This window comes from Streptomyces sp. NBC_01465 (assembly GCF_036227325.1).
Classification (GTDB): Bacteria; Actinomycetota; Actinomycetes; order Streptomycetales; family Streptomycetaceae; genus Streptomyces.
Genome location: NZ_CP109467.1, coordinates 432,966 through 452,714, shown reverse-complemented (window position 1 = coordinate 452,714; position 19,749 = coordinate 432,966). Strand labels below are relative to the sequence as shown.

23 protein-coding genes are annotated in these 19,749 nt (G+C 70.5%); 14 read left to right on the top strand and 9 right to left on the bottom strand.

The features are described from left to right. Positions 1–48: 48 nt before the first annotated feature. The 4 genes from OG707_RS01930 to OG707_RS01915 all read right to left on the bottom strand — a co-directional run bounded on the left by OG707_RS01930 (position 49) and on the right by OG707_RS01915 (position 3,005). Positions 49–744, bottom strand: coding sequence for an HAD family hydrolase (locus OG707_RS01930; RefSeq protein WP_329113617.1), 696 nt, complete (start codon positions 742–744; stop codon positions 49–51). Then, a complete protein-coding gene (locus OG707_RS01925) occupies positions 741–1,406 on the bottom strand; it encodes a phosphatase PAP2 family protein (protein WP_329113615.1) in 666 nt (221 codons plus the stop codon). The genes OG707_RS01930 and OG707_RS01925 overlap by 4 nt, the downstream gene beginning before the upstream one ends. A 33-nt stretch (positions 1,407–1,439) precedes the next feature. Next, positions 1,440–2,375: a M56 family metallopeptidase gene (locus OG707_RS01920; protein WP_329113613.1), complete on the bottom strand. Its 936-nt coding sequence runs from the start codon at positions 2,373–2,375 to the stop codon at positions 1,440–1,442. 75 nt (positions 2,376–2,450) lie between these two features. Next, complete coding sequence (locus OG707_RS01915) at positions 2,451–3,005, bottom strand: DUF5134 domain-containing protein (RefSeq protein WP_329113611.1); 555 nt, start codon at positions 3,003–3,005, stop codon at positions 2,451–2,453. A 146-nt stretch (positions 3,006–3,151) separates the two neighbouring features. Between OG707_RS01915 and OG707_RS01910 the strand changes: the two genes are divergently transcribed. Next, complete coding sequence (locus tag OG707_RS01910; RefSeq protein ID WP_329113609.1) at positions 3,152–3,694, top strand: GNAT family N-acetyltransferase; 543 nt, start codon at positions 3,152–3,154, stop codon at positions 3,692–3,694. Here the strand turns inward: OG707_RS01910 and OG707_RS01905 are convergent. The 3 genes from OG707_RS01905 to OG707_RS01895 form a co-directional block, all read right to left on the bottom strand. Beyond that, positions 3,684–4,367, bottom strand: a complete 684-nt coding sequence (locus OG707_RS01905) for a glycerophosphodiester phosphodiesterase (protein ID WP_329113607.1) — start codon at positions 4,365–4,367, stop codon at positions 3,684–3,686. The genes OG707_RS01910 and OG707_RS01905 overlap by 11 nt on opposite strands. A gap of 67 nt (positions 4,368–4,434) precedes the next feature. Then, positions 4,435–4,560 (bottom strand): hypothetical protein, encoded by a 126-nt coding sequence (locus OG707_RS01900; protein ID WP_329113605.1) that lies wholly within the window; start codon positions 4,558–4,560, stop codon positions 4,435–4,437. Positions 4,561–4,638: 78 nt separating this feature from the next. Then, positions 4,639–5,253: a PadR family transcriptional regulator gene (locus OG707_RS01895; protein WP_329113604.1), complete on the bottom strand. Its 615-nt coding sequence runs from the start codon at positions 5,251–5,253 to the stop codon at positions 4,639–4,641. A 66-nt stretch (positions 5,254–5,319) separates the two neighbouring features. Here OG707_RS01895 and OG707_RS01890 point away from each other — a divergent pair, with 66 nt between their 5' ends. The 7 genes from OG707_RS01890 to OG707_RS01860 all read left to right on the top strand — a co-directional run bounded on the left by OG707_RS01890 (position 5,320) and on the right by OG707_RS01860 (position 12,161). Then, on the top strand, positions 5,320–6,447 hold the full coding sequence (locus OG707_RS01890; RefSeq protein WP_329113602.1) for an LLM class flavin-dependent oxidoreductase: 1,128 nt from the start codon (positions 5,320–5,322) through the stop codon (positions 6,445–6,447). Then, positions 6,444–7,448, top strand: a complete 1,005-nt coding sequence (locus tag OG707_RS01885; protein WP_329113600.1) for an alpha/beta hydrolase — start codon at positions 6,444–6,446, stop codon at positions 7,446–7,448. Before OG707_RS01890 ends, OG707_RS01885 begins: the two co-directional genes overlap by 4 nt. 81 nt (positions 7,449–7,529) lie before the next feature. After that, the gene (locus OG707_RS01880; protein ID WP_329113598.1) at positions 7,530–8,930 is read left to right on the top strand and encodes a DUF6421 family protein; all 1,401 of its coding nucleotides are present in this window, start codon (positions 7,530–7,532) and stop codon (positions 8,928–8,930) included. Between the two features lie 44 nt (positions 8,931–8,974). Further along, on the top strand, positions 8,975–9,721 hold the full coding sequence (locus OG707_RS01875; protein ID WP_329113596.1) for an SDR family NAD(P)-dependent oxidoreductase: 747 nt from the start codon (positions 8,975–8,977) through the stop codon (positions 9,719–9,721). Next, positions 9,700–10,779, top strand: a complete 1,080-nt coding sequence (locus OG707_RS01870; RefSeq protein WP_329113594.1) for a threonine aldolase family protein — start codon at positions 9,700–9,702, stop codon at positions 10,777–10,779. The genes OG707_RS01875 and OG707_RS01870 overlap by 22 nt, the downstream gene beginning before the upstream one ends. Before the next feature lie 74 nt (positions 10,780–10,853). Continuing rightward, positions 10,854–11,453, top strand: a complete 600-nt coding sequence (locus tag OG707_RS01865) for a transglutaminase domain-containing protein (protein ID WP_329113593.1) — start codon at positions 10,854–10,856, stop codon at positions 11,451–11,453. 15 nt (positions 11,454–11,468) lie between these two features. Next, the gene (locus OG707_RS01860) at positions 11,469–12,161 is read left to right on the top strand and encodes a B3/B4 domain-containing protein (protein ID WP_329113591.1); all 693 of its coding nucleotides are present in this window, start codon (positions 11,469–11,471) and stop codon (positions 12,159–12,161) included. 13 nt (positions 12,162–12,174) lie between these two features. Here OG707_RS01860 and OG707_RS01855 read toward each other — a convergent pair whose 3' ends face one another. After that, on the bottom strand, positions 12,175–12,906 hold the full coding sequence (locus OG707_RS01855) for a lysophospholipid acyltransferase family protein (protein ID WP_329113588.1): 732 nt from the start codon (positions 12,904–12,906) through the stop codon (positions 12,175–12,177). 229 nt (positions 12,907–13,135) lie between these two features. On the opposite strand from OG707_RS01855, the gene OG707_RS01850 reads away from it, so the two are divergent. The 5 genes from OG707_RS01850 (at position 13,136) to OG707_RS01830 (ending at position 17,605) form a co-directional block, all read left to right on the top strand. Next, positions 13,136–13,495, top strand: a complete 360-nt coding sequence (locus OG707_RS01850; protein ID WP_329113587.1) for a TlpA family protein disulfide reductase — start codon at positions 13,136–13,138, stop codon at positions 13,493–13,495. A 195-nt stretch (positions 13,496–13,690) separates the two neighbouring features. Then, positions 13,691–14,197: a flavin reductase family protein gene (locus OG707_RS01845; RefSeq protein ID WP_329113585.1), complete on the top strand. Its 507-nt coding sequence runs from the start codon at positions 13,691–13,693 to the stop codon at positions 14,195–14,197. A gap of 200 nt (positions 14,198–14,397) precedes the next feature. Continuing rightward, positions 14,398–15,183: an electron transfer flavoprotein subunit beta/FixA family protein gene (locus OG707_RS01840; protein ID WP_329113583.1), complete on the top strand. Its 786-nt coding sequence runs from the start codon at positions 14,398–14,400 to the stop codon at positions 15,181–15,183. Positions 15,184–15,238: 55 nt separating this feature from the next. Next, positions 15,239–16,201, top strand: a complete 963-nt coding sequence (locus OG707_RS01835; protein ID WP_329113582.1) for an electron transfer flavoprotein subunit alpha/FixB family protein — start codon at positions 15,239–15,241, stop codon at positions 16,199–16,201. A gap of 105 nt (positions 16,202–16,306) precedes the next feature. Beyond that, positions 16,307–17,605 (top strand): DUF6986 family protein, encoded by a 1,299-nt coding sequence (locus tag OG707_RS01830; RefSeq protein ID WP_329113580.1) that lies wholly within the window; start codon positions 16,307–16,309, stop codon positions 17,603–17,605. A 10-nt stretch (positions 17,606–17,615) separates the two neighbouring features. On the opposite strand, the gene OG707_RS01825 is transcribed toward OG707_RS01830, so the two are convergent. After that, complete coding sequence (locus OG707_RS01825) at positions 17,616–18,650, bottom strand: LacI family DNA-binding transcriptional regulator (protein ID WP_329113578.1); 1,035 nt, start codon at positions 18,648–18,650, stop codon at positions 17,616–17,618. Between the two features lie 138 nt (positions 18,651–18,788). Here OG707_RS01825 and OG707_RS01820 point away from each other — a divergent pair, with 138 nt between their 5' ends. Beyond that, complete coding sequence (locus tag OG707_RS01820) at positions 18,789–19,748, top strand: ROK family protein (protein WP_329113576.1); 960 nt, start codon at positions 18,789–18,791, stop codon at positions 19,746–19,748. Position 19,749 lies beyond the last annotated feature (1 nt).

The following is a 19,749-nucleotide window of genomic DNA, read 5'->3' as shown; positions in this document are numbered from 1 at the left end:
CATCATCACCTTCGACGTCCCCTGGACGCACCCGATTTCGTCGCGCTTTCAGCCGACGAGACCGAGCACGGGGCGCAGCCCGTCGGGCCGTTCCGTCACCGGCAGATGGTCCACGAAATGCACCGCGCAGCCCGCGTCGAGCGCACCGCCGTCCGCCCGCCGGTCGTCGCCGACCATCAGGACGTCGCGCGGGTCCACGCCGATCGCCTCGCAGGCGATACGGAACAGCCGCGGGTCCGGCTTCTGGATCTCGTGCTGGTACGAGAGGACACTGGCGTCCAGGTACGGAGCGATCCCGTGCGCGGCCAGCACCGGCTGGGTGTCCCAGCCGATGTTGCTGATCAGCCCGGTGCTGATGCCCCGCTTGCGCAGCCCGCCGAGCACCTCCACGGCGTCGGGGTACGGGTGCCAGGCAGCCGGCGTCATATGGCGGTCGTAGAGCGCGTCGTGCAGCGCCGGATCGGGCAGTACGACCTGACGGCTCAGACCCGTGTACGCGGCCCGGTGCCGCTCCGCACTCTCGTCGCGCGTCGCCCACAGCTCGGCGAGATGCGTCGGCACCTGTTGCGGGGACGGTCCGCCGGGGAGTGCGCCGCTCGCCTCCAACTCCTCGGTACAGCGCGCCAGTTCATCGGCAGGCAGCGCAATGCCCGCCTCGTCGAGGACCGCGCCCAGCCAGTCCGCCACCGGTTCGATGCGGCAGAGGGTCCCGGAGAAGTCGAAGAGCACACCCTTGATCGTCATGGCCGCAGTCTTTCGTACGCGGAGACCGAGAAGGCCACCAGGGCCGCACCGAGCAGCCACCCGCCCAGTACGTCCGAAGCCCAGTGCACCCCCAAGTACAGCCGGGTCAGGCCCACTCCGGCCACCGACACGGCCGCCACAGCGACCGCTGCCCACCACAACCCCGCGCTCGGACCGCAGCGCCGCAGCAGCCACAGCAGCAGGCCGAGGCCGACCGTGGCCGTCATCGCGTGCCCCGAGGGGAAGGACGCGTAGTCGGCCGAGTCCACGGGGTCCGGCCACTGCGGGCGCGCCCGGCCGACCGCCGCCTTCAGCCCCTGCTGGAGGAGCGTGCCCACCGCACCCGTCACCCCCACCCACAGTGCCAACCGCCACTCCCTGCGCAGGCACAGCCACAACACGGCGAGGCTCAGCATTGCGCGAACCGTCGTGGGATCCCACACCCAGTCGCTGAGGACCCGGTTGACGTGCGTGAAACCGGGATCGGCCACCGCCCGGCGGTGCAGAGCGGTGGCGAGCCACCGGTCGAACCGCATCAGCGGCGACCACTCGGCCGCGACGAGGACCAGCAGGAGCGCGAAGAGCGCCGCGTACACGGTGCCCGTCCGCAGCCGGTCCGTGCGGGGCGGAGGGGCCGTCGGCGACAGGAGTGCGGATTGCATGGGGAGATACTCGCCGACGGCGGACGCCGCAGGCTATCCCAGCGCGCTGAGCCCCGGCACGAATGCCACCAGCAGCGGAATCACCGGCACCAGCGCGGCAGCAGCGGTCAGCCGCAGCCGCCGGCCCGCCGTCAGCCGCGGGGCCGCCAGCAGGAGGCGGTCGACCCGCCGCGGGACCTGGGCGTCCGGTGCGGGGCAGGGTCCGAACACACCGCGGTGCTCGTTGAGTTCGACGAGGGCGAGCGCGATCGTGAGCCGCCCGAAGCGCCGCGACGCCACGTCGTCGGCGGCCAGCTCCACCAGTCGGTGCATCTCGTCGCGGAACGCCGCGAACACCGGAATCTGCGGGAAGCCCCCGGCCAGCGCGGCCGAGCAGTGCAGGAGCCAGTCGTGGCGCGCCCGTGCGTGCCCCTGCTCATGGGCGAGTACGGCATCGAGCTGACGCCCCTTGAGGCGCTGAAGTGCCCCGGTGGTGATGGCCAGTTGAGGGGCGGGCCCCGGCAGCCACCAGGCGTCGGACCGCTCGCCCTCCAGGATCACCAGACGGCTCGCCCTGGTCTCCTCGCCGGGCAACTGAGGTGAACGCACCAGCAGTTCACCGCGGCGCAGCCTGCGCCGGGCGCGCGCCCGGCGGATCTCCCGTACGAGCATCGCGGCCGTCCAGACACCTCCGCCCGCCAGCACCAGCGACAGCCCGGCGGCCCACTGCGTGTACGCACCGAGGGCGTACGCGTCGACCACGGCGCTCGGCGCGTGCGCGAACACCTGCCCCCGCACGCCCTGCCAGGCCACGGCCGCACTGAAGGTCATCGCAAGCCCGAAGGAGAGCAGCACCGCGGCCACCGCGCACTGCCACACCCAGAGCGCCACCACCGGCTCCCGCTCCGGCCATTCGGCGCGCGCCAGCAGACGCGGTGCCCCGACGGCGGCCAGGGCCCCGAACAGCAACAGTGCTACGGAGACCAACATGGGCGTCAGCCTATGAGCGGGGCCGCGCTCAGGGGTATGGCCTGGCCCGGCAAGTGACGTACGCCACGATCACCCCTACAAGGTGACCAGCATCGCCAGCATCCCGAGCCCCATGGACAGCCGACAGGCCAGCGCCAGTTCCGGCCGTGCGCCCCAGCCGCCCCCCGAGGAGCCGCCCGCCCCGGCCTGCGCGGGCATCAGCCGGACCCCCGCCCTCAGTACGTACACCGCGAAATAGGCCAGCAGAGCGCCCGTGACCAGCGGCACCCCGCCCGCGGTGTGCGCCGCATGCCCGGTGTGCGCCCCCGCCGGGGCCATCGTCACCGCCATGTAGACCATGGCCGCCGAGCCGACGAGGTGGTGCAGATGGTGCGCATCCGTCCTCGCCAGCCACAGCGCGCGCAGCGCCGCGCCTCCGAACACCGCGGCGAACACCGCCCACCCCCACGCGGGAGGTGCGGCCGCCGCCGCGGGTACGGCCATCACCGCCATCCCGAACCCCATCACCGCTTCACTGCCCGCCGCCCTGCGCGCCTGCTCCGAGCCGCTGCGCATCCGCAGCAGGCAGTAGGCCCCGGTCGCCACGCACAACGCCACCAGGAGCCAGCCGGACATCGCCGGTCCGTGCACGGCGTACCTCCCCGTTCGACCGTGTCGCCATCTCGACGAGTCGATTCCCTCCTCGGACGGTGCGCACGCGAGCGCAGAGGCGTACAGGGGGAGCGCGCTACTCTCGGGCCCGTACACCTATCGACGTCGACGGGAGACCCCGCACCATGGACACCGCCCCCGCCCGCCTCACCTTCCGGGATGCCGCAGAGAGCGACGTACCGGCCCTGGTCGCGCTGATCGAGTCGGCCTACCGCGGAGATGCGAGCCGGTCGGGCTGGACCACGGAGGCGGACATCCTCCAGGGGCAGCGCACGGACCCCGACGGCGTCCGCGCGGTCATCGCCGCCGAAGGAAGCCGGCTGCTCGTCGTGGAGCGCGACGGCGGGATCATCGCCTGCTGCCAGCTCGAACACCGCGGCGACGCCGCCTACTTCGGGATGTTCGCCGTACGCCCCGAGCAGCAGGGCGGCGGTCTCGGCAAGCAGATCATCGCCGAGGCTGAGCGCTGTGTGCGCGAGGACTGGGGCGTCGACGAGATGCACATGACGGTGATCTCGGTGCGCGACGAGCTGATCGCCTGGTACGAGCGGCGCGGTTACCGCCGTACGGGAAAGATGACGCCCTTCCCGTACGGCGACGAGCGCTTCGGCATTCCTCAGCGCGACGACCTGCAGTTCGAGCTGCTGGTGAAGGAGCTCAGGCCGTGAACCGGCCGGTGCGCCTGATCTCCGGATAGTCGGTGGTGGCGGCGTCCAGTTCGAGCGCCCTGACCAGCCGCAGATGGTCCTGGGTGTTCACCACCCAGCCGATGACCTTGATGCCCGCCTCGTGCGCGCGCTCGACGGTCTCCAGGGTCAGCCTGCGGATGCTGAGGGCCAGCGAGGCGGCGCCCACCGCCTTCGCCCGTTCCACCACGTCGTCGCCCCAGCGACTGGCGATGAGCACCGTGCGTACGCCCGGAACCAGCGAGGAGATCTCCGCGATCGCCTCGTCGTGGAAGGACGACACCTCGACGCGGCCGACCAGGTCGCGTCGGTGCATGACCTCGGCGAGCGCACGCGCCGCGGCCACGTCCTTGATCTCGGCCTGGAGCGGTGCCCGTACCGCGTCCAGGACCTGCTCGAACACGGGGATGCGTTCGCCCTGGCCCGCATCCAGTTCCCGCAGTTCGGCCAGGGTCTTGTCGGCGATCGCCCCCTTGCCGTCCGTGGTGCGGTCCACTTCTGCGTCGTGCATGACGACGAGGGCGCCGTCCTTGCTCAGATGAAGGTCCAGCTCGATGACGTCCATGCCCGCCTGCTGTGCGTGGACGAAGGAGCGCAGGGTGTTCTCCGGTTCGACACCCATGACTCCGCGATGACCGATGGTGAGGAAAGTCAAGGTTCAACTCGCTTCCGTCGACGGCGGCTCCCACATGGCATTGCTACCCACGCGGCACGGCCGCAGCCTAACGGCCCGCCCCTGAGACCGCCCCCCGCTCGGCGGAGGGAACGGTGTACCCGGCCCTGGCTCCGACCACGCCCAGGATCAGACCGGTGATGACGGCTGCGACAAGGACGGCACGGATGCTCACGGGGCAGGGCTCCAGAGGCGCGGGGGAGGGCGGATCACCTCCGTACTACCGGCCGGGACGGTCCTGCGGCGAGCTGCGTCACCCGGGCGTGGGCGTGTCCGACGGGTGTTGACGCGCCGTCCCCGGTACGCGTGCGAGATCGGCCAGCATCGCCCGCGCCAGCTCCAGTTCGGCCAGCTGCTGGCGCTCGCTCCAGCGCAGCGCGACCTGCGGGTACGACCACTCCTCGATGCCCTCGGCCCTGGCCAGGGCGTCCCGCGCCTCCTTCAACTCCCCTTCCGTACGCGCCACATGGAGCTCCACGCGCTCGCGCAGCCGCTCGGGCGATGCCAGATGCCCCAGCCAGATCCGCAGCACGAGAGGGTGCTTGAGCACCGGGGGGCCGGAGTCCGCCGTCCCGCTCGCCCACTCCGCGAGGGCCTCGCGCCCGGTCTCGGTGATCGCGTACTGCCGCTTGGTGCGCGGCTCCTCGGGACCCGAGCGCCGCGACGAGGCATAGCCGAGCCCTTCGAGGCGCCGGAGCTCGGCGTAGATCTGGCTGATCGCGGGGGACCAGTAGAAGAAGCGCAGTGAGGCGTCCGCCCACTTCTTCAGCTCGTACCCGGTCCGCTCGCCCGGGAAGGAGAGCAGGCCGAGCACCGCCCAGGCGGTGGGCGGGAGTTGGCCGTGTCGTGTGTCTTGCTTCTTCGGCATCTGACTACTAGTCATATGACTGATTGAAGTAAGGACAGCGCACGGACGCAACCCCCTGGAGGCACCGTGAAGTTCTCGGTCATCTTCGAAGCGCAGCTCACCGACCCCACGCCCGAGCGTGAGCATCAGGTCATCCGCGACTGCGTCGAACAGGCCGTACTGGCCGAGGAGATGGGCTTCGACCGTATCTGGGCGGTCGAGCACCACTCCCTCAAGTGGTACGCACACATGTCGGCGCCCGAGATATTCCTGACCTGGGTCGCGGCGAAGACCAGCACCATCCGCATCGGGCACGGCGTCGTCTGCATGCCGTTCAAGTTCAACCACCCCGTCCGGGTCGCCGAGCGCGCCGCCATGCTCGACCTGCTCTCCGGCGGGCGCCTCGACCTCGGCGCCGGGCGCGGCGGGACGCTGCAGGAGACGTCGCTCTGCGGGGTCGACAAGGAGCGCACCGTCCAGGAGGTCGAGGAGGCGCTGCGCATCATCGGCGCGGCGTGGCAGAAGGACGAGCTCGAGTACCACGGCGAACTCATCGACATCGATCCGCACCCGATCCTGCCCCGCCCCGAGCAGACCCCGCACCCGCCGCTCTTCCTCGCCTGCAGCCGTGCCGAGACGCTCACGCAGGCGGCCGAACTCGGCATCGGGGCCCTGGTGATGGGCTTCGCGGGACCCGAGTCGATCGCAGGCATGCGGAGCACGTACGACGCCGCGATCGGCGCCCGCACCGGCGATCGCCTCGTCTCCACCGTCGTCAACGACCACTTCTCGGTGCTCTGCCCCACGATCGTCCTCGACGACCGCGAGGAGGCCCGGCGCATCGGCATCCGGGGCCAGCGTTTCTTCGCCCAGTCCATCGGCCACTGGTACGGCGGCGCCGGCATCCCCGACGAGGCGGTCGACGGCTCCGCCGACGAGGCCGCCGCGATGCGCAGCGCGGCCGAGCAGGTGGTCGCACGGCTGAACGAGCAGAACATCCCCGTCCGTCCCGCGGCCACCGCCACGTTCAACGCCGACCACGCCTATGGCTCGGCGGACGACGCCATCGCCTATGTGGAGCGGCTCCGCGACGCGGGCGCCGACGAGATCATGTGCCTGATCCAGATGGGCACCGTTCCGCAGGAAGCCTGTCTGGAGACGATCCGCCAATGGGGCGCGAAGGTCATTCCGTACTTCCGGGGGAGCGCACGATGACATCCGACAGCGACCGTCTGACGCCCGCCGCCCGCTCCCTCGTCGACCTGATGAACTCCGTCTTCCCGGATCTCGGCGGCGCCGTGACCGATGCGGCCGAGGCCCGGCGGATCATCGACGCACTGGAGTCGGGACGCCCGGCACAGGCGGTCGAGGTCGGGTCCGTCGAGGACCGCGTGGTGCCCGGTCCCGAGGGGGCGCCCGGGATTCCCGTACGCATCTACCGGCCGGTCCCCGGCGAGACGCCCTGGCCGCGCCCGACCGTCGTGTACTTCCACGGCGGCGGCTGGGTCATCGGCAGCGTGGACAGTTACGACACCAGCGTCCGCAGGCTCTGCCGTGCGTCGGGCGCCACCGTGGTCTCCGTCGGCTACCGGCTCGCGCCCGAGCACCGCTTCCCGGCCGCCGCCCAGGACGCGTACGCCGCCCTGTGCTGGGCCGCCGCGAGCATCGGGGAGCTGGGCGGCGACCCGGAGGCGCTCGTCGTCGCGGGCGACAGCGCGGGCGGCAACCTCGCCACCGTGGCCTGCCTCGTCGCGCGCGAGCGCGGCGGGCCCGTGCCGGCCCTCCAGGTCCTCGTCTATCCGGGGACCGGCGGCGGGCAGGAGACCGACTCGTACCGGAGGAACGGGAGCGGCTACTTCATGGACGTGACCGCGCTGCGCTGGTTCTGGGAGCAGTACATGGGCCCGGAGGGTGACGCCGCCCACCCCTGGGCGGCCCCTCTGCGGGCTGCGGATCTCTCGGGGATGCCACCCGCGTACGTGGTCACAGCGGGCTGCGACCCGCTCTGCGACGAGGGGCAGGCCTATGCGCTACGGCTGCGCGAGGCCCAAGTCCCTGTGGTGGAACGGCACTTCCCCGGGATGTTCCACGGCTTCTTCGCCTTCCCCGACCTCCTCGACGAGGCCCGCGAGGCCCTGGCCGGAGTGACAGAAGCGATCGCCGAAGCAGGCCGGGACAGGAAGAACATCTGCGATCAAGGGGGTCGCGCAGGATAATTTATTGAGACCCCCCTTGAGGGGGAGAACCGAACATGGATACGCTGCCTTGACGCGAGGTTCTCCTGTGGAGGAAGTGACATGACGGAAATTCTTGTGCAGGACATGGCTGCCGGGGGCATATCTGCCGACCCGCGCGTGGTCGAGCACCCGGCCTGGCCGACGCTCAAGGATGCCGTCGAGGAGATCAGGCCCTGGCAGTCGAAGGACGGCTCGATCGACTTCGACGCCGAGGGAGCTCCTTCCCGTACGACCGCCGAGGCCGCCCTCGACCGCGTGATCGCCGCGGTCGAGGAGCTCTCCCCGCTGCTCCCGCACGACGCCGCCTACCACCGCGCGCTGGTCGACGACCTCCGCAAGTGGGCCGACAGCGCCTTCGACGTGCCCGACTTCCTGGACTCGCTGCTCGCCTTCCAGCCGGCCGCCGGGCGCGCCGACGGGCTGCAGCACCTCGCCCTCTTCGCGATGTACACGCAGAACGGCAACCCCGACCGCAACCTCGAAGCGGTCGTCCTGCGCATGGTCTGGCCGGAGTGGCTCGCCGAGCTGGAGGCCACCCGCTACGACAACCCGCTGTTCTGCGGCATCACCTTCGAGGACTTCACCTCCGGGTACGACACCAACTCGGCCGTCCTCTTCCCCGAGACGATCGCCGTGCGCGAGGCCCCCGACCGCTTCAGCTGGGGCGGCATCTTCTGCGACCGCGAGGCCGCCCGCTTCCGCGCCGTCACCGAGGCCTCCGTCGAACTCCTCGGCCTCGAACTCCCCGACGACATCCGCGAGATGGTCGGCGACCAGACCCGCTGCGAGCAGGCCTTCGTGCTCTGGGACATGGTCCACGACCGCACCCACAGCCACGGCGACCTGCCCTTCGACCCCTTCATGATCAAGCAGCGGCAGCCGTTCTGGATGTACGGCCTGGAGGAGCTGCGCTGCGACCTCACCGCCTTCAAGGAGGCCGTGAAGCTGGAGGCCGAGGGCAACGCGCACGGGCGCGACGTCCAGTACGCGGTGCTCTTCGACCGGATGTTCCGCTTCCCGGTCACCGGTGAGCGCGTCCGCAACTACGACGGCCTCGGCGGCCAGCTGCTCTTCGCGTACCTCCACAAGCACGACGTGGTGCGCTGGACCGACAACACGCTGAAGATCGACTGGGAGCGGGCGCCGCAGATCACCAACCAGCTGTGCGGAGAGATCGAGGACCTCTACCGGGCCGGCATCGACCGCCCGAAGCTGGTGCACTGGTTCGCCGCGTACGACCTGGTCTCCACCTACCTCGCGCCGCACCCGGGATCGCGCTGGGCCAAGGGCCCCGACGCCCTGGATCTGAGTCTGCCGCCGCGGAAACTCGTCGACGACGTGCTTCCGGACGAGTTTCCGCTCAGCATGTTCTATGAGGCACTCTCCAAGAAGCTCAAGGACGTGATCGCCTCCACCAAGGGGATCACCGCCGCGGGCGCCCCGGAGCGAGTGGCCGCATGAGCACACCTGCGCACGAAACTCAGGAAACTCTGGAGGCGGTTCCCATGAGCACTGGACCTTTGGACGGAGCGGTCGTCGCGGTCGCCGGAGCGGCCGGTCCCGCGGGCCGGGCCGCCCTGCTGAAGCTGGCGGAGGCCGGTGCGACCGTCGTGGCGGCGGACGCGGACGCCGCACGCCTCGCCGAGGCCGTCGACGCCGCGCGGTACGCACACGGCGGGGCCACCGTCACCGGTGACACCGTCGACCTCCTCGACCTGGACGCCACCCGCGAATGGGCCGCGCGTACGGAGAAGGAATTCGGCCGCATCGACGGCCTGGTGCACCTCGTCGGCGGCTGGCGCGGCAGCGCCTCCTTCATCGAAACCGACCTGGCCGACTGGGAGTTCCTCGAGAAGCTCCTGATCCGCACCGTGCAGAACACCTCCCTCGCCTTCCACGACGGGCTGCTGCGCAGTGAGTGCGGCCGCTATCTGCTGATCAGCGCGGCCGGCGCGTCCAAGCCCACCGCGGGCAACGCCGCCTACGCGGCCTCCAAGGCCGCGGCCGAGGCCTGGACGCTCGCCCTCGGTGACGCCTTCCGCAAGGCGGGCGGCGAAGAAGGCCCGCAGGCGGCGGCATCCGTCCTGGTCATCAAGGCGCTGGTGCACGACGCGATGCGCGCCGAGCGGCCGAACGCCAAGTTCGCGGGCTTCACGGACGTCCATGACCTGGCCGAGGCGGTCGTGGGAGTCTGGGACAAGTCCGCATCCGAAGTGAATGGGAAGCGCCTGTGGCTGACGCCCGAGCCGTAAAGACCGACGCCGTCCGCCATCACGACCCGGCGGTGCGCGGTTTCGCCAGCGACAACTACGCGGGCGCGCACCCCGAGATCCTGGCCGCGCTCGCCCTTGCCAACGGCGGGCACCAGATCGCGTACGGGGAGGACCAGTACACCGAGCACCTGCAGCGGCTGATGCACAGCCACTTCGGGGCGACGGCGGAGGCCTTCCCCGTCTTCAACGGCACCGGCGCCAACGTCACCGCGCTCCAGGCGCTCACCGACCGGTGGGGTGCGGTGATCTGCGCCGAGTCCGCGCACATCAACGTTGACGAGGGCGGCGCCCCGGAACGCATGGCCGGGCTGAAGCTCCTCACCGTACCGACGCCCGACGGCAAGCTCACGCCCGAGCTCATCGACCGGCAGGCGTTCGGCTGGGACGACGAGCACCGCGCGATGCCCCAGGTCGTCTCGATCACCCAGAACACCGAACTGGGCACGGTCTACACGCCCGAGGAGATCCGGGCGATCTGCGAGCACTCCCACGAGCGCGGGATGAAGGTCCACCTCGACGGGGCGCGCATATCCAACGCCGCGGCCTCCCTCGACGTCCCCATGCGGACCTTCACCAACGCCGTGGGCGTGGACGTCCTGTCGTTCGGCGGAACGAAGAACGGGATGCTCTTCGGCGAGGCGATCGTGGTCATCAACCCCGACGCCGTGCGCCAGATGAAGCACGTGCGGAAGATGTCGATGCAGCTTCCCTCCAAGATGCGCTTCGTTTCGGTGCAGTTGGAGGCTCTGCTCACCCGCGACCTGTGGCTCCGCAGCGCCCGGCACGCGAACACCATGGCGCAGCGGCTGGCCGAGGGCGTGCGCGGGATCGACGGCGTCGAGATCCTCCACCCCGTCCAGGCCAATGCCGTCTTCGCACGGCTGCCGCACGACGTGAGCGAGCGGCTGCAGAAGCGCTACCGCTTCTACTTCTGGGACGAGGCGGCGGGCGACGTCCGCTGGATGTGCGCCTTCGACACCACGGAGGAAGACGTCGACGGCTTCCTGCAGGCGCTGAAGGAAGAGCTGGCCCGCTAGCCCGTACTGCATAGATATGTGACCGACCGGAAATTGATTGACCTCCGGTCGGTCGCACTCGTACGCTCGCGACCATGGAGCTGATCCAGGAAAACCCGGACCTGTCCGCCTACTTGGCCGCCGACGAGGTCATCGACCACGAACATCCGCTCGTACGCGAGACCGCGGCGCGCCTGCGTGCTGAAAGCCCGGACGCATACTCATACGCCAAGGCCGCCTATGAGTTCGTACGCGACACCATCCCGCACTCCGCCGACGCCGGGGACATGCGCGTCACCTGGCGCGCCTCGGACGTCCTGGAGAAGCGCACCGGCATCTGCCACGCGAAGGCACACGCGCTCGCGGCGCTCCTTCGAGCCGAGTCCATCCCGACCGCCCTCTGTTACCAGCGGCTCACCGAGGACGACGGTTCCGACCCGATGCTGCACGGTCTGATCGCCGTCAGGCTGCCGAGGAGCGGGGCGTGGGCCCGCCTGGACGCACGCGGAAACAAGCCGGGTGTCGACGCCCAGTTCTCGCTGGACGGGGAACGGCTGGCGTGGACCGTACGGCCAGAGTTCAATGAGGTGGACTATCCGGTGCTCTATGATGTACCTCATCCGGCCTGTCTCCGCGCCCTGCAGGAGGCGTCCGACCGGCCGCACCTGTGGCGCATCCTTCCCACCGAGCTCTGAAGCAAGGCAGCAGACATGACCCTCACCTTCTCCGTGTCCGACGAGGTACGGGCCCTCGCCCCCGGCTTCACCCACCTCGTCGTCGAGGCGCGCGGCCTCGTCAACGGGCCCAGCAGTCCCGACAGTTCGGCCCTGCTCGACGACGCCGCCCGCAGGCTGGCGGAGCGCCTGGACGGCCGTGCCCCGCACGAGGACGCGCACATCGCCGCCTGGCGCGAGACGTACAGCGCCTTCGGCTCCAAGCCGAACCGCACCCGCAACTCGGCGGAGGCGCTCGCCAAGCGCGCCCTCGCGGACGGCGGACTGCCGCGCATCAACCTGCTGGTCGACGCCTACAACGCGATCAGCGTCGCCCATCTCATCCCGGTCGGAGGAGAGGACACCGACCACATCAAGGGCGGAATGCGGTTGATCCGCGCCACCGGAGAAGAACCGTTCGTCACCGTCGCGGGCGGTGAGCGGACCGTGGAGCACCCGGACGCGGGCGAAGTCGTCTGGTGCGACGACGAAGGGGTGACCTGCCGGCGCTGGAACTGGCGCCAGGGTGTACGTACCCGGCTGACCGAGGAGTCGGTCAACGCCGTCTTCCTGCTGGAGTCACTGGCCCCCATGACGATCGGCGAGCTCGAAGCCGCAGGCTCCGAACTCGCCGAGTCGCTGGAGAAGTTGAGCCCCGGGGCGCAGATCTCGGTCCGTACCCCGGAGTGACGTTTCGGCCGCGTCAGCCCTGCCGCTCGGCCTCGCGGACCTGCTCCGCGGTCGGGGCCGTACCGCCGAGGTGCGCCGGCACCCACCAGGTGTCGTCGGCGTTCTTCGGTCGTACGGGATAGGCGCGCTGCGCGGCCTCGAGCAGCTCCTGCACCCGCCCGCGCAGCCGGCGCGTGATCGCCCCCGCGTACTCGTCGGCCGGAGCGTCCATCGGCTCGCCGACCCGGATGGTCACGGGGATGTGGTTGCGCTTGAGGTTGCGCGGCCGGCCCTTGGTCCACAGCCGCTGGGTGCCCCACAGCGCCATCGGGATGAGCGGGACGCCGGCCTCCTGGGCGAGGCGGGCCGCGCCCGACTTGAAGCTCTTGAGCGTGAAGGACTCCGAGATGGTCGCCTCGGGGAAGACGCCGATGATCTCGCCGGAACGCAGCGACTCGAGCGCGTGCTTGTACGCGTCCTCGCCCTGCTTGCGGTCCACCGGAATGTGCTTCATTCCGCGCATCAGGGGGCCGGAGATCCTGTGCCGGAAAACCGACTCCTTCGCCATGAAGCGCACCAGGCGCTTCTGCGGGAGAGCGGCGAGGCCGTCGAAGATGAAGTCCAGATAGCCGATGTGATTGCTGACGAGAACGGCGCCGCCCGTACGTGGGATGTTCTCGGAACCCTGAGTATCGATCTTCAGGTCGAGCGCCTTGAACAGCCCGAGAGCCGCGCCGATGACCGGTCGATAGACGAGTTCTGCCATCTGGAAGAGGCCCTTCTGTGCCCGGAGGAGATTGTTCCTCCGGTGGAAGTTACGGCGCCGTAGGTTTTCGGCATTGGGCAGATCGTGCCCCATGCGCAGCCGAGTAGCCAGTCCTGATGCCGCCGATCCGCGAGATTCTCGTCACGTCGTCCCAGGCGGGCGGCCCCGGCGCATCAGGAGGCACATCTCGTATCCCCGCAGGAATCTTTGCGGTTGCACGGACGCTGTAGTGGTCGACGAGTGGAATGGCGGGAGGCTTCAGGTGCACGGGCGCGACGGTGAAGGGCGGCTGGGGACGGCCGAGTTGGGGACCGGTCTGGGGGAGCGGGCGACACTCGTCCAGTTCTCCAGCGCCTTCTGCGCACCCTGCCGGGCCACCCGGCGGACCCTGGAAGAGGTGGCCTCGATGGTCGCCGGGGTCGCGTACGTCGAGATCGACGCCGAGGCGCGGCTCGCTCTCGTACGGGAGCTGAACATCCTCAGGACGCCGACCGTTCTGGTCCTCGACGCGGACGGCCGGATCGTGCGGCGGGCCTCGGGCCAGCCGCGGAAGGCCGATGTCATCGCCGCGCTGGGACGGGCGGTCTGAGGGCCGTGATGGATCTCCCACATGCCGATACGCCCTTGACTGGGCCCCTGTTGGATCGTCAGTCTGACGACATGCCGAAGGACCTCCTTCTCTTCCGCCGGGCCGATGTGGATCTCGCCCGTAACGCGAGTGCGCGCTGTCCGGGTGCCTGAACAGTCCGGGCCCCGTACGCATCCCTCGCAGAAGGACAACTCCATGACGGCTTCGACCGATCTCGCCACCGGCCGGCTCGCCACCCCCGAACTGCTCCGTTCCGTCTTCCGGCAGCACGCCGCCGGTGTCGCGGTGATCACCGCCGCCGGTGAGCGCCCTGTCGGGTTCACCGCCACCTCGCTCAACTCGGTCGCCGCCGAGCCGCCGTTGATCTCCTTCGGCGTGGGTACCGGGTCCTCCAGCTGGCCGGTCGTCGCCGAGGCCGAGCACATCGGAGTCCACATACTCGGCGAGCACCAGCAGGAACTGGCCGCGACCTTCGCGCGCAGCGGCGCGGACCGGTTCGCCGCGCCCACCGGATGGAGCACGGGCCCCGAGGGGGTTCCGGTCCTTGACGGCGTACTGGCCTGGCTGGTCTGCCGGGTGGTGGCGCGGATTCCGGCCGGGGACCACCGCATCGTCATCGGTCAGGTCGTCACCGGGGACCCGGCGGGGGCCGGGCGTCCGCTCCTCTATCACCAGGGTCGCTTCAACGCTTTGCGCGACTGAGAGTTCCCGGCATCCTCTGATTACTCAGCGTTGGCAACGTCACAGTTCAAAGCGCTTGCTCAGTGGGCACACAGTAGGTGTACTCATGAGTAATATTTCGGTCGGAGCCTCGGTCGCCCCGACCGGAATCCGCCCCATCAGGCGCCTATGCTGCGTGCAACAAGGCAGCCCGGAAATGACGATGCAGTAGGAGAGCCGGCGTGAGCTTGAGGATCGTTGTCTGTGTGAAGTACGTGCCCGACGCCACCGGCGACCGGCACTTCGCCGATGACCTGACGGTCGACCGCGATGATGTGGACGGTCTGCTGTCGGAGCTCGACGAGTACGCCGTCGAGCAGGCGCTGCAGATCGCCGACGAGGCGGACGACGCGGAGATCACCGTGCTGACGGTCGGTGGCGAGGACGCGAAGGACGCGCTGCGCAAGGCGCTGTCGATGGGCGCGGACAAGGCTGTTCACGTCGAGGACGACGATCTGCACGGCTCCGATGTGATGGCGACCTCGCTGGTGCTGGCGAAGGCCGTGGAGAAGACCGGCTACGACCTGGTGATCTGCGGCATGGCGTCCACGGACGGCACAATGGCCGTTCTGCCGGCGATCCTCGCGGAGCGCCTGAACATCCCGCAGGTCACCCTCCTGTCGGAGGTGAAGGTCGAGGACGGCACGGTGACCGGCCGCCGCGACGGCGACAGCGCTTCCGAGCAGCTGCAGGCGTCCCTGCCCGCCCTGGTGTCCGTGACGGACCAGTCGGGTGAGGCCAGGTACCCGTCGTTCAAGGGGATCATGGCGGCGAAGAAGAAGCCGGTGGAGTCCCTGGACCTGGAAGACCTGGAACTGGAGGCCGGCGAGGTCGGCCTGGCCGGTTCCTGGACCCAGGTGGATTCTGCGACCCAGCGCCCCGCGCGCACGGCGGGCACGATCGTCAAGGACGAGGGCGAGGGCGGCAAGCAGCTCGCCGAGTACCTCGCGAGCCAGAAGTTCATCTAAGGCCCGCACCACCCGCCGTCCTCCCCTTTCTTCTCTTCCGCTGGAGATCACTGTCATGGCTGAAGTTCTCGTCTACGTCGATCACGTGGACGGTGCCGTCCGCAAGCCCACCCTCGAACTCCTCACCCTGGCCCGCCGCCTCGGCGACCCCGTCGCCCTCGCCCTCGGCGCCGGCGCCGAGAACACCGCCGGTGTGCTCGCCGAGCACGGCGCGGTCAAGGTCCTCACCTCCGACGCCCCCGAGTACGCCGACTTCCTCGTCGTGCCGAAGGTCGACGCCCTCCAGGCCGCCCACGAACTCGTGTCCCCGGTCGCGGTGCTGGTCCCCTCGTCCGCGGAGGGCAAGGAGATCGCCGCCCGCCTCGCCGTGCGGATCGAGTCGGGGATCATCACCGACGCCGTTGACCTCGAAGCAGGTACTGAGGGTCCGGTCGCCACCCAGGCCGCGTTCGCCGCGTCGTTCACCACCAAGTCCCGTATTACCAAGGGCACCCCGGTCATCACCGTCAAGCCCAACTCGGCTCCGGTCGAGGCAGCCCCCGCCGCCGGTGCGGTGGAAGCCCTCGCGGTGTCCTTCTCCGACACCGCGACCGGCACGAAGGTCCTCTCCCGCACCCCGCGCGAGTCCACCGGACGCCCCGAGCTGACCGAGGCCGCGATCGTCGTCTCCGGCGGGCGCGGCGTCAACGGCGCCGAGAACTTCGCGATCATCGAGGCCCTCGCCGACTCCCTGGGCGCCGCCGTCGGCGCCTCCCGCGCCGCCGTCGACGCCGGCTGGTACCCGCACTCCAACCAGGTCGGCCAGACCGGCAAGAGCGTCTCCCCCCAGCTCTACATCGCCAACGGCATCTCCGGCGCCATCCAGCACCGCGCCGGCATGCAGACCTCCAAAACCATCGTCGCCGTCAACAAGGACGCCGAAGCCCCCATCTTCGACCTCGTCGACTACGGCATCGTCGGCGACCTCTTCCAGGTCGTCCCCCAGCTCACCGACGAAGTGAACACCCGCAAGGGCTGAGCAGTCTCACTTCCTGGCCGGGGCCGTTGACCTTGTCAACGGCCCCGGCTACTTTCGTTCTACGGATTGTTGAATCCGCAGAGCGGAAAACTGGAGGGTGTACGCATGGGTCAGCAGGAGAAGGTGGCAACGAGCCTCGCCGGTACGGTCAGCGAGGACATCAGCGCCTCCCTCGCGGGAGTGGACGCGGAACTGGCCCGTCGCTACCCGGGAGACCCCGGCACCCGCCAGCCCGTCCACACGGTCTACGTACCCGGCGACGTCTTCGCCCCCGACACCCTCCGCTCCTGGGGCGACCAGGCCCTGGAGGCTCTCGACCAGCACGCGCCGGACGCCGGCGCGCTCGCGCACGTACTCGGCATCTCCGAAGAGCTGGCGTCGCCCGTGTACGACCGGGTGCGCGCCAAGCTGGAGCGCGAGCCCGTCGAAGACCTGCGCATCGACTTCGAGGACGGCTACGGACCGCGCCCGGACGCCGAGGAGGACGAGGCGGCCGCCCGTGCGGCCCGGCTGGTCTCCGAGGCGTACGGGAACGGCACGGCGGCCCCGTACATGGGCATCCGCATGAAGTGCATGGAAGCGCCCGTACGCGACCGGGGCATCCGCACCACGGACGTCTTCCTCAGCGGACTCATGCAGGCCGGGGGCCTCCCCGAGGGCATGGTCCTCACCCTTCCCAAGGTCACGTACGCCGAGCAGGTCACGGCCTTCGTGCAGCTCCTGGAGGCGTTCGAGAAGGCGCACGGACTCGCGGCCGGCCGTATCGGCTTCGAGATCCAGATCGAGACCAGCCAGTCCATCCTCGCTGCCGACGGCACCGCGACAGTCGCCCGCATGATCGACGCCGCGCAGGGCCGGGCGACCGGGCTGCACTACGGCACCTTCGACTACAGCGCCTGCATCGGCGTCAGCGCCGCCTACCAGGCCAGCGACCACCCGGCCGCCGACCACGCGAAGGCCGTGATGCAGGTCGCCGCCGCGGGCACGGGAGTTCGCGTGTCCGACGGCTCCACCAACGTCCTCCCCGTCGGCCCGACCGCACAGGTCCACGAGGCCTGGAAGCTCCACTACGGACTGACGCGGCGCGCCCTGGCCCGTGCGTACTACCAGGGCTGGGACATGCACCCCGGCCACCTGCCGACCCGTTACGCGGCCGTCTACGCCTTCTACCGCGAGGGGCTCGACGCGGCGGCGGCCCGTCTCGCCGCGTACGTGGCGAAGGCCGGCGGCGACGTGATGGACGAGCCCGCCACCGCCAAGGCGCTCAGCGGGTTCCTGCTGCGCGGTCTGGACTGCGGGGCGCTCGGCGACGAAGAGGTCACGCGGCTGACCGGGCTGTCCCGCGCGGACCTGGACTCCTTCTCCAGCCCGCGCCGCGCAGCGCTGACGGTCACCGCTCCGTAATCAGCGGCAATCAGCCCTCGTGGGGCGGGAGTTCCCCCGAACCCCGGGTGATCAGGCGCGTCGGCAGCACCTTCTGGGCCGGCGCGCCGCCCCCTCCCTCGAGACGGTGGAAGAGGCTCTCGGCCGCCGTGCGGCCCAGGGTGGCCGCGTCCTGGGCGATCACGGTGATGCCCAGCAGATCGGCGAGCTCGATGTCGTCGAATCCGACGAGGGCGGTGGGCCGTTCTCGCCCGGCCAGCATGCGCACCGCGGTGACCGTCACACGGTTGTTGCCGGCGAAGATGGCGGTCACCGGCTCGGGGGCGTCGAGGAGCGTGGTGACGGCGGCCGCGACCCGGTCGGGGGCGGTCGTGCCGAGCGAGACCCAGGAGTCCTTGACCGGCAGCCCGGCCTCGTCCATCGCGGCGTGGTAACCGCGCAGTCGCTCTATCGCGGTGTGGATGCGCGGCTGGTCACCGATGAAGCCGATGCGGCGGTGGCCGTGCGCGATGAGGTGCGCGACGCCGTCGCGTGCGCCGCCGAAGCTGTCGGACCGTACGACATCGGCGTCGATCTTCCCGGCGGGGCGGTCGACGAAGACCGTGGCGACCCCGGCCGCGATCTCCGGCTCCAGATAGCGGTGGTCGTCCCCGGCGGGGATGACGATGAGACCGTCCACCCTTCGCGCGCAGAGCGCGAGTACCAACTCCTGTTCGCGCTCCGGGTCTTCGGCGCTGGAACCGTTGATCAGCAGGGCGCCGTGTGCGCGGGCGACCTCCTCGACCGCGCGGTTCAGCGGCCCGTAGAACGGGTCGGCGAGATCTTCCAGTACGAGACCGATGCTCGCGGTGCGGCCCTTGCGCAGCACCCGCGCACTGTCGTTGCGGCGGAAGCCGAGCGCCTCGATCGCCTCCTGGACGCGGCGCTCGGTGTCGGGGGTGACTCCGGACTCGCCGTTCACCACCCGGGAAACCGTCTTGAGGCCCACTCCGGCGCGGGCGGCGACGTCCTTCATGGTCGGCCGATTGCCGTAGCGGGGCTCGGGGTGGCGGGCGGTCTCGGCCACGGTGCGCTGTCCTGTCGTCGACTGCAGAGGGCTGTACGGGCTGTGGCGTCGAGCATAGAGCCTGGACAACGTTGTCAGGTGAATGGAGACTGGTCATCGCAGTCTTCGTCACCCCCGCCCTCTGGAGATCCCACACCGATGCACAACGACCTCTACGCCGCGCTCGACATCGGCGGCACCAAGATCGCCGGCGCGCTGGTCAGCGGTGACGGACAGATCCTCCTCCGAGCGCAGGCTCCGACGCCCGCGCGGGAGGACGGCGAAAGGGTCATGGGAGCCGTCACCACGGTGCTCGACACCCTGCTCGCCGACCCTCGCTGGGAGCGCGTGAGCGCCGTCGGCATCGGCAGCGCGGGCCCCGTCGACGCCTCGGCCGGTACGGTCAGCCCGGTCAACGTCCCCGGCTGGCGCGGCTTCCCGCTGGTCGATCGCGTACGGAGCGCCACCGGCGGACTGCCCGTCACGCTGGTCGGCGACGGCGTCGCGATGACGGCGGCCGAGCACTGGCAGGGTGCGGCCCGGGGCTACGACAACGCCCTCTGCATGGTCGTCTCGACGGGGGTCGGCGGCGGGCTGGTCCTCGGGGGCACGCTCCACCCGGGCCCCACCGGCAACGCGGGCCACATCGGACACATCAGCGTCGACCTCGACGGGGACCCGTGCCCCTGCGGCGGACGCGGCTGCGTCGAGCGGATCGCCAGCGGCCCCAACATCGCCCGCAGGGCCCTGGAGAGCGGCTGGCAGCCGGGCCCGGACGGCGACGCCACGGCCGCTGCCGTGGCTGCGGCGGCGCGGGCCGGAGACCCCCTGGCGGTCGCCTCGTACCAGCGCGCGGCACAGGCGCTGGCCGCCGGGATCGCCGCCACGGCGACACTGGTCGAGATCGACATCGCGGTGATCGGCGGGGGAGTGGCCGGCGCGGGCGAGGTGCTCTTCGCGCCGCTGCGGCGCGCGCTGCACGACTACGCGACGCTGTCCTTCGTCCAGCACGTGAAGATCGCTCCCGCACTGATGGGTACGGACGCGGGTCTCGTGGGTGCGGCGGCTGCCGCCTCGCTCGGCGCGCAGGGCGAGGCGGCAGCCGCCGTCAGCGGATAGC

What these genes read in the sequence shown, in the direction of transcription:
- OG707_RS01930 (WP_329113617.1), bottom strand. Translation starts at nt 744, where the DNA reads ATGACGATCAAGGGTGTGCTCTTCGACTTCTCCGGGACCCTCTGCCGC.
- OG707_RS01925 (WP_329113615.1), bottom strand. Translation starts at nt 1,406, where the DNA reads ATGCAATCCGCACTCCTGTCGCCGACGGCCCCTCCGCCCCGCACGGAC.
- OG707_RS01920 (WP_329113613.1), bottom strand. Translation starts at nt 2,375, where the DNA reads ATGTTGGTCTCCGTAGCACTGTTGCTGTTCGGGGCCCTGGCCGCCGTC.
- OG707_RS01910 (WP_329113609.1), top strand. Translation starts at nt 3,152, where the DNA reads ATGGACACCGCCCCCGCCCGCCTCACCTTCCGGGATGCCGCAGAGAGC.
- OG707_RS01895 (WP_329113604.1), bottom strand. Translation starts at nt 5,253, where the DNA reads ATGCCGAAGAAGCAAGACACACGACACGGCCAACTCCCGCCCACCGCC.
- OG707_RS01885 (WP_329113600.1), top strand. Translation starts at nt 6,444, where the DNA reads ATGACATCCGACAGCGACCGTCTGACGCCCGCCGCCCGCTCCCTCGTC.
- OG707_RS01880 (WP_329113598.1), top strand. Translation starts at nt 7,530, where the DNA reads ATGACGGAAATTCTTGTGCAGGACATGGCTGCCGGGGGCATATCTGCC.
- OG707_RS01875 (WP_329113596.1), top strand. Translation starts at nt 8,975, where the DNA reads ATGAGCACTGGACCTTTGGACGGAGCGGTCGTCGCGGTCGCCGGAGCG.
- OG707_RS01865 (WP_329113593.1), top strand. Translation starts at nt 10,854, where the DNA reads ATGGAGCTGATCCAGGAAAACCCGGACCTGTCCGCCTACTTGGCCGCC.
- OG707_RS01860 (WP_329113591.1), top strand. Translation starts at nt 11,469, where the DNA reads ATGACCCTCACCTTCTCCGTGTCCGACGAGGTACGGGCCCTCGCCCCC.
- OG707_RS01855 (WP_329113588.1), bottom strand. Translation starts at nt 12,906, where the DNA reads ATGGCAGAACTCGTCTATCGACCGGTCATCGGCGCGGCTCTCGGGCTG.
- OG707_RS01845 (WP_329113585.1), top strand. Translation starts at nt 13,691, where the DNA reads ATGACGGCTTCGACCGATCTCGCCACCGGCCGGCTCGCCACCCCCGAA.
- OG707_RS01835 (WP_329113582.1), top strand. Translation starts at nt 15,239, where the DNA reads ATGGCTGAAGTTCTCGTCTACGTCGATCACGTGGACGGTGCCGTCCGC.
- OG707_RS01830 (WP_329113580.1), top strand. Translation starts at nt 16,307, where the DNA reads ATGGGTCAGCAGGAGAAGGTGGCAACGAGCCTCGCCGGTACGGTCAGC.
- OG707_RS01820 (WP_329113576.1), top strand. Translation starts at nt 18,789, where the DNA reads ATGCACAACGACCTCTACGCCGCGCTCGACATCGGCGGCACCAAGATC.